This is a genomic window from Pseudomonas sp. RGM2987 (assembly GCF_022952855.1).
Lineage (GTDB): Bacteria > Pseudomonadota > Gammaproteobacteria > Pseudomonadales > Pseudomonadaceae > Aquipseudomonas.
Genome location: NZ_JALJDX010000222.1, coordinates 299,658 through 311,376 on the forward strand (window position 1 = coordinate 299,658; position 11,719 = coordinate 311,376).

The following is an 11,719-nucleotide window of genomic DNA, read 5'->3' on the forward strand; positions in this document are numbered from 1 at the left end:
AAAGACAATGGCGAGGCTTATTGCACGCGCCATTTCTGGTAATGACGCTCGATGCGCCGGAACACAAAACTCTCCATCAGCCAGGCAATCAGGCCGATCACGACGATGCCCAGCAGCACCTGGCTGCTGTTGCCGATCTGCCCACCGGTGGAGACCATCCAGCCGATGCCCTGGGAAGCGCCGATCATTTCCGCCGCCACCAATGCCCGCCAGCCCTGGCTGAAGCCAATGCGCAGGGCGGCGGTTACGAAAGGCAGCGAAGCCGGCAGGTAGACGTGGGCCAGCAGTTGCCAAGCGTTGGCACCCAAGGTCCGCGCCGCGCGGACTTCACCGCCGCGGATGCTTTGCACGCCTTCCTGGATGGTCACCGCCATGGGAAACATCGCCGCGATGAAAATCACCAGGACGATGGAGACATAGCCCAGGCCGAAAATGATCATGATCAGCGGCGCCCAGGCGATCGGCGGGATCGCCATGAACAGGCTATTGAGCGGTGAGCTGAAATCACGAAAGCGCGAGGACAGCCCGCCCGCCGTGCCCAGCACGACCGCAACGACGACCGCCGCGCAGAAACCACCTAGCTCCTCTAGGACGCTGGCTCGCAGGTGTTGCCACAATGAACTGTCGCTCAGCCAGCGTACGGCCTCGCGGGCCACATCCCAGGGCTGCGGCAGGATGTAGGTGGGAAAGCGGCTGGCCAGGGCCACCCATATCAACAACAGGAACGGCAGTGAAGCCCATCCCCAGTTCGGTTTTGGCAGAGACATGGCGGACTCAGTGCGCGGCTTTTTCCAGGTAAGAGGTATCCACGATCTGATCAGTCTTGAGCGTGGTATCGATAAAACCCAGGTCGTGGGAGTAATCCATCAGGCGCTGGATGAACTGGATATCCGAGGGCTGCAAGTCCGCCGACCAGCCCAGCCGCGTACGTGCCTGGGCCACAATAGCCTCTGGCGCGATGGTCTGGCCATCCAGGCCTTGCACCGCTTCAAGCTTGAAGGCCTCGGCGATGAGCCGGTTCGATTCGGCAGGATGTTCGTTGAGAAAGGCAATGGCCTTGCGATGGGCGCGCAGCAGCCTGACCACGTCATCAGGTCGCTCCTGCAAGGTTTTCGGCAAGGCTATCACCACGTACCAGGGATACTGTGGCAGCGCCTGGTTGACATCCAGCAGGATCCGGCTCGAACCGCGCAGCACTGACTGGCTGACGAAAGGCTCCCAGGAAAATGCCGCGTCGACGATGCCGCGCTCCAGGGCAGCATTCATGTTGCCGGGTGGCATGTCGACGATGTCCAGGTCCTTGTCAGGATTGAGGCCGGCCTTTTCCTTGAGCACGTAACCACGCAGCAGCACATCCATGCCACTGCCCTTCTTGACCCCGGCCAGCTTCTTGCCCTTGAGCGCTTCCAGGCCGGTGATCGGGCTTTTGCTATCGACAATCACAGCGGCCTGCCCGTAGTTGACCTTTGCCAGGATCCGGCTTTGCAAACCTCGGGAAAACCACTGGTACACCGGCGGTGTCCCGACATAGGCCACATCCAGCTCACCGGCGGCCAAGGCCTGCTGGATCACCGGGCCATCGCCCAATGCCTTGAGGTCAACGTCCAGGCCCTCCTCGCGGTAGAACCCCTGCTTGTCAGCGATCAACGCCGGCGCGTTGGCCATGGCAAAGACGTAGCCGATACGCAGGGGTTTATCCTCGCCAGCCACGGCGAAAGCGCTGCCTGCCAAGGTGGCAACAGACAAGGAAAGGGCAAGCAGCGAACGTTTGATCATGCTGTCATCTCAAGGCGGGAGGTAGGAAAAGCCGTAGCCTGGGGCGCGTCCATGACTTGGGAAATGCGCTCCATCAGCTCATTGCGGTAATCCAGAAAGGCAGGCAAGCGGCGGGTTTTCAGGTTGGAACGGGGACGCGGCAGGCGGATGTCCAGTTCGCTGTGAATACCGCCGGGGGCGATATTCAACACGATGACCCGGTCCGCCAGGAACACCGCTTCGTCGATGTCGTGGGTAATGAACAACACCGTCTGGCCGAGTTCGGCCCAGATACGCAACGTCTCTTCGTTCATGCTGTTGCGACTGATGGCGTCCAGCGCGGCGAAGGGTTCGTCCATCAGCAGCACGCTGGGTTCGAGCGCCAGGGTCCTGGCCAGGGAGACGCGTTGTTGCATGCCGCCGGACAGCTGATGCGGCAAGCGATGCGCGGCCTTTTCAAGACCGACCAGTCGCAGGTATCGCAACGCCTTTTCGCGCTGTTGCGCTTCGCTGGCCTGGGCGCTCATCCGCAGGCCAAAACGGACGTTTTCCAGGGCGCTCAACCAGGGAAACAATTGCGGAGCCTGGAACACATAACCCAACTCCGAACGCTCTGGCCGCACCGCAGTCTGGTTGATGGTGATCTGCCCGCTTTGCGGTTGCACGAAACCCGACAACAAGTTCAGCAAGGTGGTTTTCCCGCAGCCGGATGGCCCGAGGATCGCGACGAATTCGCCGGGCCTGGCGTTCAGGCTGAACGAGGAAAACACCCGATGCCCGTTGGGGTAACTGAAGCTGATATCAGCGACTGTCAGGGCATCGGCTTGCGGCTGTTGGTGCGCAAAGGTTTTGGGCATGGCAAGTGTCGTCAGGTCGTTTACAATGGCAATGCCTGACATAATACGTATTAATACAAGTATGCCCAATAACCTATTTTTATAACCTTAGAAGTGACGGCCCGCCCTGCCCCACTCAGTGCCATGGAAGCTGACAGTGTCCACGTCCATTCTTCGCGAAAGCACCACCTCGCTCTACGAACAGATCGCCCATCGGCTGCTGGAGGAGATCCAACGCGGCGACTACGAGCCCAGCGGCAAGCTGCCGTCCGAGGCGCAGTTGGGCGAGCGGTTCGGGGTGAGCCGCGTCACGGTTCGCCTGGCGGTCGGCAAGCTCAGCGATGACGGCGTGGTGGAGCGCAAACAAGGCAAAGGCACGTTCGTGGCGGCCAAGCAGGTACGCCACGGCCTGGACGCGTTGCGCAGTTTCCATGAAGCGTTGTTGCTCCAAGGACTCCAGCCGACCATGCAAGTGGTCAGCCATGCCCTGCAGGCCGTTCCAGAGGCACTGCGTGGATTGTTTGAAAACGCCGAGGACTGCTTGCTGCTGGAACGCCTGCACTCTGTCGATGACGAACCCATCGCCTTGGGCCGCAGCCATTTACCTGCCGAGCTGGCCGAGGTGGCCTGGGCTGAAGTCGAACATCAACCGATTTATTCCATTCTCGAGTCAATCACCGGCCTGCCGGTCATTCGCGCCGACCTGGCAATCCGCGCGCAAGAGGCCGATAAACACCTGGCCGGCGCACTGCACATCAAACGCGGCGCGGCGCTGCTGGTCATGGAGCGCACCTCCTATTTCGCCGACGGCCGCTGCTGCGACCGCACGACGTTCTACATCCGACCGGAACGCTATGCCTTCATTCTCAGTGGCGTTTTCAAGTCTGCTTCGGGCAGTTGACGGCCGGCTTAGTCAACACTCCTGCGTTGAATATCCGCTTGCATGGATCACATGCATAACTTTGCGTCGACTTGAGAGGTGCCTTGATGAGGGGTGGGACGCTTCCGGCAAGTTGTCCCGGGCCGGCTGGAGCCCGCCGTGCCAAGCCTATGACAAACAAGTGCTCTTCGTGACCAGCAATTGCGAGCCCACCTTGCGCAGGGTTGTGGGTGGGTTTGTATGACTGTGTGTCTGCCGGTGCCCGGCTTACACACGCTTGCGATAAGCCTCCTTGCCGACACACCCGGCTTACAGCTGCTTGAAAGACTCCTCCGTGCTCCCGGCGCAGCCCGCCGGCCTCCAAGGAGATCAACCATGCACTCAACCGTCTCGAATACCCTCAAAGCACTGCATACGCCCCTCGATCACGCCGGGCCATGGCTCGCGCCGCTGGGCCTGCGGCTGTTCCTGGCCTGGGAGTTCTTCGAATCCGGACTGGAGAAATGGAACGGCAACAACTGGTTCGCCGAGATCCAGTCAGCCTTCCCCTTCCCCTTCGATCACCTGCCGGCCAGTTGGAACTGGGAACTGTCGATGTGGGCAGAGCTGGTCTGCGCCATTGCCTTGTTGATCGGCTTGGGCACACGGCTTTCGGCATTGGTGTTGATCATTGTCACCGTGGTCGCCACCGCAGCGGTGCACTGGCCGACCGACTGGTCGACCTTGAGCGAGCTCGCCCAGGGGTATGCGATCAGCAATAAAGGCCATGGCAACTTCAAGCTGCCGCTGATCTATCTGGTGGCGTTGTTGCCGCTGGTGTTACAGGGGGCTGGGAAGTTGAGTGTGGATGCGCTGATAAAGAGCCGCGCCTACCGCCGATAAAACCTGGAAACACCGTCCAATGTGGGAGCGGGCTTGCTCGCGAATGCGGTGTTTCAGGCGACACTTATGTTGGATGTGCCGGCCTCTTCGCGAGCAAGCCCGCTCCCACATTGGATGGCGTTTCAGTTGGAGGATTGGGTGGAGATGCCGACAACCCCTTCTTCCTGCATCTTGCGCAACAGCGCCATCGCATCCTCCATGAATCCGAACGAGCCAGCCCCCGCCTCCCGCGCCAATGCCAGCAGTTGCTCGCGCCCATCCAACTCGGGGAACGCCTCGATGCGTTGCAACAACCGCCAGGCCAGCGGGCTGAGTTCGGAAAAACGCACCTCGAACCCCGCCGTTCGCCGCACCAGTAACAGTGTTGGCTCGGACGGCGGCGTCGCAGGCTGATAGTCCGGCGCCAGCCGATGCACCGGCCATTGATAGGCCAGCGGCCAGGCCAAGGCTGAGAGGTGCAAGGGCCGGTCGAGCAGCGACGCTTCGTCACCGGCAGGCAGCGATTCGGCGTCTGATTGCAATAGCGCCATCTCGACCCACTCATAGTGCGCCAGCTCCGCCATGAATGGCGGCCAGTCCGGTGCCTGTGCAGTGGCGAGATACCCGACGAACTCCCCGGCTATTTCAGCGAACCTGGGGCTGGTGCAGCGATGATCGCGCAGGAACCCACGCACGCAGGTGCGCCACCTGTCCTGCCCGAGCACGCTGATCAATACCGGGAAAGTGCCGCTGAGCAGCGAGCGCATGTTCTCGAAGATCAGCTCGCGGTACACCTGCGCCCGCACCGGGTTCATGCCGGCCGGCACCGGGACGTGTTCGGGGTCGCGCAGGTAGCGGGTCAGGGCCAGTTGCTGCTGATGCAGGGTCTGCGAGGGCTCAGCCATGGGCCACCGCCTGCCGGGGTTCGGCCTGTTGCTGTAACTGGCGGATGGTCTGCAATTCGGCCACCAGCGCGGCGTAAGGCGGGAAATTGAAGTCCCGTTCGAGCAAGGTCGGCTGGACGCCGAGACGCCCATAGGCGTGTGCGAGCAACGACCAGACCACCGGTTTGACCGGCGCGCCATGGCTGTCGATTTTCAATGTCTCGGACTCGTCGTAATGCCCCGCCACGTGCATCGCCACCACCCGGCCAGGCTCCAGGCCGTCGAGGAAGGCCTGGGGATCGAAGCCATGATTGACCGAGTTGACGTAGACATTGTTGACGTCCAGCAACAGGTCGCAATCGGCTTCGCGCAACACCGCACAGGTGAATTCCAGCTCGCTCATGTCCTGATGCGGTGCGGCGTAGTAGGAAACGTTCTCCACCGCCAGGCGCCGGCCCAGCACGTCCTGGACCTGACGGATCCGGGTCGCCACGTGTTGCACCGCCTCTTCGGTAAAGGGCAACGGCAACAGGTCATATAAATGGCCCTCGTCGCCGCAGTAACTCAGGTGTTCGCTGTACAACGGAACGTCGAAACGCTCCAGGAAACCACGCACCTGCCCGAGAAACCCCAGGTCCAGTGGCGCCGGCCCACCGAGGGACAACGACAAGCCATGGCACGACAGCGGGTAACGTTCGGCCAGGGCATGCAAAGCGGCGCCATGGGGGCCGCCGATCCCGATCCAGTTTTCCGGGGCGACTTCCAGGAAGTCAAAGTCCCCGACCGGTGCCTGACGCAGTTCATCGAGCAAGGCCCGACGCAGGCCAAGCCCGGCGGATGAAGGGAAAAGGGTGTTTGACATGGCACATCTCCTTGAAGTGGGGATGTGGGGAGCCTTGCTCCGACCTTTGAGTACACAAATCCCGTGGCGAGGGAGCTTGCTCCCGCTCGGTTGCGCAGCGACCGCATTGGGGCTACTGCGTAGCCCAGCGGGAGCAAGCTCCCTCGCCACAGGGGCTTGTTTAATGGCACACATCTGGGCCGATATCGAGCTGATCAGCTCCCCACGCAAGACATCAGGACTCGATAGCCGCCCCACACTTGCCCTCGCCACACTTGCCTTCAGCGGATTTCGCCTGAGCGGTCAGGTATTGCTTGGCTTCCGGCAGCGAGATCCCGCCGTCGTGGTTGGCGTCGATCTTGTCGAATTCCGCCGCACGCTCCGGTGCGGCAGCGATGAACTCGTCGCGCGACACCTTGCCGTCGTGGTTGGTATCGGTCTTGGCGAACTTGTCCTCGCCGCATTTGCCTTCAGCGGGCTTCTTCACGGTGTCCGCCGCAGCCAGGGTGTAGCCCTGGGCCAGGTCGTTCATGGTCAGGGCCGAAGCGCCGGCGGACAGACCGAGGCCACCGACCATAGCCAGGCCAAGTGCAAGAGAAGAGGTGCGAGTGAAGTTGAGCATGGGGTATTCCTCGATTGATCAATTGCGCCAGTCACCCACACCGGGGGTCGATGTCGGCTGGCTGGCGTAGTTAATCGCCGCTGTGTATCCGCGCTGTGTCGCAGGCAGCGGCCTTCGTCAAGCAGGTGTATCCGCGGCGGCCCGGTACACACTGCGATACAAGCCCGGTACCGCCAGGTGAAAAAATCGAAACCTTGGGCGGCATGCGTCGGTCAAGTCCTTAACAACGTCAACCGCGCCCGCCGCTCGGCGGCGCCGTCAAACGAGGGACAGACATGAGCATGACCGTCGGTGATTTTCTGGTGGAACGCCTTTATGAATGGGGGGTGCGCCGTATCTATGGCTATCCGGGCGATGGCATCAACGGCGTGTTCGGCGCCTTGAACCGGGCCAACGGCAAGATCCGCTTCATTCAGGCCCGACACGAAGAAATGGCCGCCTTCATGGCCTGCGCCCACGCCAAGTTCACTGGCGAACTGGGGGTGTGCATCGCCACCTCGGGGCCCGGCGCGTCTCACCTGGTGACCGGGCTCTACGATGCGCGGATGGACCACATGCCGGTACTTGCCATTTGTGGCCAGCAGGCCCGCACGGCCCTGGGCGGCCATTACCAGCAGGAGCTGGATCTGGTCAGCCTGTTCAAGGACGTGGCCGGGGCGTTTGTGCAGCAGGCGAGCGCGCCGTCCCAGGTGCGTCATCTGCTGGACCGAGCGGTGCGCACGGCGGTGGGCGAGCGCCGGGTCACGGCGTTGATCCTGCCCAACGACCTCCAAGAGCTGGCCTACACCGAGCCACCGCGCCAGCACGGTACGGTGCATTCCGGCGTCGGCTATCGCAAACCCCAGGTGGTGCCCTACGAAGAAGACTTGCGCAAGGCCGCCGAGGTGTTGAACGCCGGCAAGAAGGTCGCGATCCTGGTCGGCGCCGGTGCGCTGCACGCCACCGACGAAGTGATCGCCATCGCCGACAAACTCGGCGCCGGCGTGGCCAAGGCTCTGCTCGGCAAGGCCGCCGTGCCGGACGACCTGCCATGGGTCACCGGCTCCATCGGCCTGCTGGGCACCGAACCCAGCGACAAGCTGATGGCCGGCTGCGACACGCTGCTGATGATCGGTTCCGGTTTCCCCTACGCCGAATTCCTGCCCCCCGAAGGCCAGGCCCGTGGCGTGCAGATCGATATCCAGCCGGACATGCTCAGCCTGCGCTATCCCATGGAAGTCAGCCTGCATGGCGACAGCGTCGACACCCTGCGCGCCCTGTTGCCGCTGATCGAAGAAAAGACCGACCGTGCCTGGCGCAAGAAAATCGAGCAGTGGCGCGAGCGCTGGGACAAGACCCTGGAAAAACGCGCCCTGGTGTCGGCCAAGCCGATCAATCCGCAGCGGGTCACGTTCGAACTGTCGCCCCGCCTGCCCGATCGCGCCATCATCACCTGCGACTCCGGCTCCTGCGCCAACTGGTACGCCCGGGATATCCGGATCCGTCGCGGCATGATGTGCTCGCTGTCCGGTGGCCTGGCGTCCATGGGCGCCGCGGTACCCTATGCCATCGCTGCCAAATTCTGCCATCCGGACCGCCCGGTGGTCGCCCTGGTAGGCGATGGCGCCATGCAGATGAACAACATGGCCGAACTGATCACCGTCGCCAAGTACTGGCGCACCTGGGCCAACGGCACCTGGGTCTGCGCAGTGTTCAACAACCGCGACCTGAATCAGGTGACTTGGGAACAACGGGTCATGGAAGGTGACCCGAAATTTTCCGCCTCCCAGGACATTCCCGACGTGCCTTACCACCTGTTCGCCGAATCCATCGGCCTGAAGGGCATCCTGGTGTTGCATGAGGACGACGTTGCCGCCGCCTGGGAACAAGCGTTGGCGGCAGATCGCCCGGTGCTGATCGAATTTCGCACCGACCCCGACGTACCGCCCCTGCCACCGCACATCAAGCTGGAACAGGCGAAAAAGTTCGCCTCCACCCTGCTCCAGGGTGACCCGAACGAGCGCGGCATTGTGGTGGAAACCGCCAAGCAGGTACTCAGCAGCCTCCTGCCGGGCCAGCGCAAAGACAAGGACTGAAGCTGCAAACCCACCCCGTGGCGAGGGAGCTCGCTCCCGCTGGCCTGCGACGCAGGCCCTTCTTGAGAACACGTCGCACTCAAGCAAGAACAAGCCCCTTGCCACAGAATGATTTCGCCATCATGACTAAGTTAATCACCCCACCCGCCGATACAGGACATGTGCGGGTGAAATCGCTTTTTGCTGACGACTTATTTTATGACTGACGATGCGGGCAACGACCCAACCGACCTTCCTCCGGGCTCGCCAAGCCGAAACTTCACCCGCCGGACCTTCCCGGCGATCATGTTGCTGCTGTTCGTCATGTCCGCGCTGGCGATTGCAGTGCTGCTCAACATTACTGAAGTCCAGGACCGCCGCGCCCGCGAGCAGAGCCTGTTTTTTGCCCAACGGGCCATAGACGGCATCCGTACCGGTATCGGCCGGGACCTGAGCGACTACTCCAAGTGGAGCGACGCCTACCGGCACCTGCATATCAAGTTGGACAAAGACTGGGCCTATGATCAGGAAAACGTCGGCAGCAGCGTGTTCTCGCTCTATGGCTACCAGGCGGTGTTTGTCATTTCCCCTGCCGGCAAAACGGTCTATTCGGTTATCGACGGCGAGATGAGCGATGTCACTGCCGACACCTGGCTGGCGGGCGATCTGCGGGCCCTGATGAAGAAAGCCCGCGCCTCGGAAAACCGCGACGAAGTGATTGTCGAGATGGCTCACCACGAGGGTGCGCCGGCATTTGTCGCCACGTCCGCTATCACCACCGGCACAGACCACAGCGTGCGCGAGATTCCCGGCCCGCCGAGCCTGTTGCTGTTCGTGAAAGTACTCGACACCCCATCGCTGCAAAACCTGGCCCGCGACTTCGCCCTGCCCGATGCCCATATTGCCTGGTCACCGGGCCCGCCCGATACCGCCCAGGTGCTGCTGGACAACCTGACCCGAGAGGCCCTGACCTGGCGACCCGCGACACCCGGCAATGACCTGCGCAAGGCCCTGCTGCCCTTGCTCGCCGTCGCCTTGCTGGTATTGGCATTCCTGGCCCTGGCCGTGTTGCGCCATGCCCTGGTCATGCTTCGCGCCCAGGAGCGCCAGTACGCCAGCCTGCTGACGCACCGCAAGGCGTTGGAGCGCAGCGAAGAACGTTTCCGGGACATCGCCGAAGTGTCATCGGACTGGTTGTGGGAAGTCGATTCGAGCGGGACGCTGACCTATCTGTCGGAACGTTTTGAACAAGTGACCGGCTTCAACCCCGCCGATTGGCTGGGCAAGCCGCTGCACCGGTTGCTGCATCCTCACGGCGGCTCGATTTCGATAGCCCAGTGGCTGCTTGGCGGCGCCAACAGTGCGTCCTCGACCCCGCTGCTCTGCGAGTACACCGCGCGCAACCAGCGCATCCGTACCTGCAAACTTTCGGTACGGGCCATCGAATCCGGAACCCTCGGCTTTCGTGGCACCGCCACCGATGTCACCGAAGAACTGCGAGCGCTGGCCCAGATCAAGCATCTCTCCCTGCACGACCCGTTGACAGGACTGGCGAACCGCAACCGCTTGTTCGATTGCCTGAGCGAACACCTGGATCCGGCCGATGGCGTGCCGTTGGCCGTGCTGAACCTGGACATGGACCGCTTCAAGCCGGTCAATGACTCCCTTGGGCATGCCGTGGGGGACAAGGTGCTCAAGGAAGTGGCACATATCCTCCAGCAGAATGTACGCGGCACCGACCTGGTGGCGCGTCTGGGCGGTGATGAATTCGTCATCGTCATGCCCAACCCTGGCAGCGCACAGGATCTCGACCAGCTCTGCGAGCGCCTGATCGATTGCATGCAACGCCCCATGCACCTGGACGGCAACACCTTGTACCTGGGCGTGAGCATCGGGGTGGCCTGGGCACAGCCCGGTGGTGAGCGCGCCGACGAGCTGTTGCGCCACGCCGACATCGCCTTGTATGCGGCCAAAGCCGCCGGGCGCAATACCTGGCGGGTGTACGTGGAAGCCATGGGCAACGTCGCCCGCGACCGTCGGCGCTACGAACAGCAACTGCGCGATGCGATGCACCGGGACCAACTGGAACTGCGTTATCTGCCTCGTTTCGACATGAACGCCGAACAATTGCACGGTTTTGAAGCGCAGATGTTCTGGCACCACCCGGAAAAAGGTGAGCTGGGCGGGGCGGACTTCATTCCGATTGCCGAGGCGTCCGGACAGTTGCAGGACCTGGGCACCTGGATGCTGATCAACATCTGCGAAGAGGCGGCCACCTGGCCGAACGCCGTCAGCGTCTCGCTGGCAGTTTCGCCGAAGTGGTTCAGCAGCAGCTTTTTACTCGAGCAAGTGCAAACGGCCCTGGATGCGAGCAGCCTGGATCCGCATCGCCTGACGCTGGAAGTGGCCGAGGGGATCCTGCTGAGCGATCACAAGACCGTCGCCGAAACCTTGCACGCCCTCAAGCGATTGGGCGTGCGGATCAACATCGACAAGTTCGGCACCAACATCGCCTCCCTGCGCGAAGTCTTGAACCAACCGTTCGACGGGATCCGCTTCGATCGCAATATCCTCTCGCAACTGGGCCTGGAACATGACCAGGAAGGTGTGCTGGCAATGATCCGGCTGAGCCGCAGCGTCGGGCTGACCGTCACCGCCGAAGGCATCGAGAACGCCCGGCAATACGGCCAACTGCGCAGCGTCGCCTGCGACCACGTACAAGGCCCGTACTTCGGCTCGGCCCTGGCCCGCTCGGAAATGGCCTCGTTCTTTACCACGCCGCGGTGGTTGTAACAGCGGCACCGGCAACGCTTCACAAGCTGATAGACCGCCATCGCGAGCCACAGGGAATTGGGGTTGAATTCGAGTTCCGCGACCGCCGCAAAATCCCATGTGGGAGCGGGCTTGCTCGCGAAAGCGGTCCGGCAGCCGACATCTTCGGTGGCTGAACCATCGCCTTCGCGAGCAAGCCCGCTCCCACAGAGTC

10 protein-coding genes are annotated in these 11,719 nt (G+C 62.4%); 4 read left to right on the top strand and 6 right to left on the bottom strand.

The genetic code is table 11. The features are described 5' to 3' along the window. Window positions 1-17: 17 nt before the first annotated feature. Genes RGM2987_RS27435 through RGM2987_RS27445 form a run of 3 tightly spaced genes read right to left on the bottom strand, consistent with a single transcriptional unit; the run spans window position 18 to window position 2,612 of the window. Window positions 18-767 (bottom strand): ABC transporter permease, encoded by a 750-nt coding sequence (locus tag RGM2987_RS27435; RefSeq protein WP_245146125.1) that lies wholly within the window; start codon window positions 765-767, stop codon window positions 18-20. Window positions 768-774: 7 nt separating this feature from the next. Continuing rightward, the gene (locus tag RGM2987_RS27440) at window positions 775-1,776 is read right to left on the bottom strand and encodes an ABC transporter substrate-binding protein (protein WP_245146127.1); all 1,002 of its coding nucleotides are present in this window, start codon (window positions 1,774-1,776) and stop codon (window positions 775-777) included. Continuing rightward, the gene (locus RGM2987_RS27445) at window positions 1,773-2,612 is read right to left on the bottom strand and encodes an ABC transporter ATP-binding protein (protein ID WP_245146129.1); all 840 of its coding nucleotides are present in this window, start codon (window positions 2,610-2,612) and stop codon (window positions 1,773-1,775) included. The genes RGM2987_RS27440 and RGM2987_RS27445 overlap by 4 nt, the downstream gene beginning before the upstream one ends. A 136-nt stretch (window positions 2,613-2,748) precedes the next feature. Here RGM2987_RS27445 and RGM2987_RS27450 point away from each other — a divergent pair, with 136 nt between their 5' ends. Both RGM2987_RS27450 and RGM2987_RS27455 read left to right on the top strand, forming a co-directional pair. After that, window positions 2,749-3,492, top strand: a complete 744-nt coding sequence (locus RGM2987_RS27450; protein ID WP_245146130.1) for a GntR family transcriptional regulator — start codon at window positions 2,749-2,751, stop codon at window positions 3,490-3,492. A gap of 354 nt (window positions 3,493-3,846) precedes the next feature. Continuing rightward, complete coding sequence (locus tag RGM2987_RS27455) at window positions 3,847-4,353, top strand: DoxX family protein (RefSeq protein WP_245146131.1); 507 nt, start codon at window positions 3,847-3,849, stop codon at window positions 4,351-4,353. Window positions 4,354-4,475: 122 nt separating this feature from the next. Here RGM2987_RS27455 and RGM2987_RS27460 read toward each other — a convergent pair whose 3' ends face one another. From RGM2987_RS27460 to RGM2987_RS27470, 3 genes are all read right to left on the bottom strand, one after another. Beyond that, the gene (locus tag RGM2987_RS27460) at window positions 4,476-5,237 is read right to left on the bottom strand and encodes a putative DNA-binding domain-containing protein (RefSeq protein ID WP_245146132.1); all 762 of its coding nucleotides are present in this window, start codon (window positions 5,235-5,237) and stop codon (window positions 4,476-4,478) included. Continuing rightward, window positions 5,230-6,078, bottom strand: coding sequence for a DUF692 domain-containing protein (locus RGM2987_RS27465; protein ID WP_245146134.1), 849 nt, complete (start codon window positions 6,076-6,078; stop codon window positions 5,230-5,232). The genes RGM2987_RS27460 and RGM2987_RS27465 overlap by 8 nt, the downstream gene beginning before the upstream one ends. A gap of 214 nt (window positions 6,079-6,292) precedes the next feature. Then, the gene (locus RGM2987_RS27470; protein WP_245146136.1) at window positions 6,293-6,679 is read right to left on the bottom strand and encodes an EF-hand domain-containing protein; all 387 of its coding nucleotides are present in this window, start codon (window positions 6,677-6,679) and stop codon (window positions 6,293-6,295) included. Between the two features lie 275 nt (window positions 6,680-6,954). Here RGM2987_RS27470 and RGM2987_RS27475 point away from each other — a divergent pair, with 275 nt between their 5' ends. Both RGM2987_RS27475 and RGM2987_RS27480 read left to right on the top strand, forming a co-directional pair. Continuing rightward, on the top strand, window positions 6,955-8,754 hold the full coding sequence (locus tag RGM2987_RS27475) for a thiamine pyrophosphate-requiring protein (protein ID WP_245146138.1): 1,800 nt from the start codon (window positions 6,955-6,957) through the stop codon (window positions 8,752-8,754). Between the two features lie 198 nt (window positions 8,755-8,952). After that, window positions 8,953-11,526 carry an EAL domain-containing protein gene (locus RGM2987_RS27480; RefSeq protein WP_245146139.1) on the top strand — a complete coding sequence of 858 codons (2,574 nt, stop codon included), beginning with the start codon at window positions 8,953-8,955 and terminating at the stop codon, window positions 11,524-11,526. The last annotated feature ends 193 nt before the right edge of the window (window positions 11,527-11,719 follow it).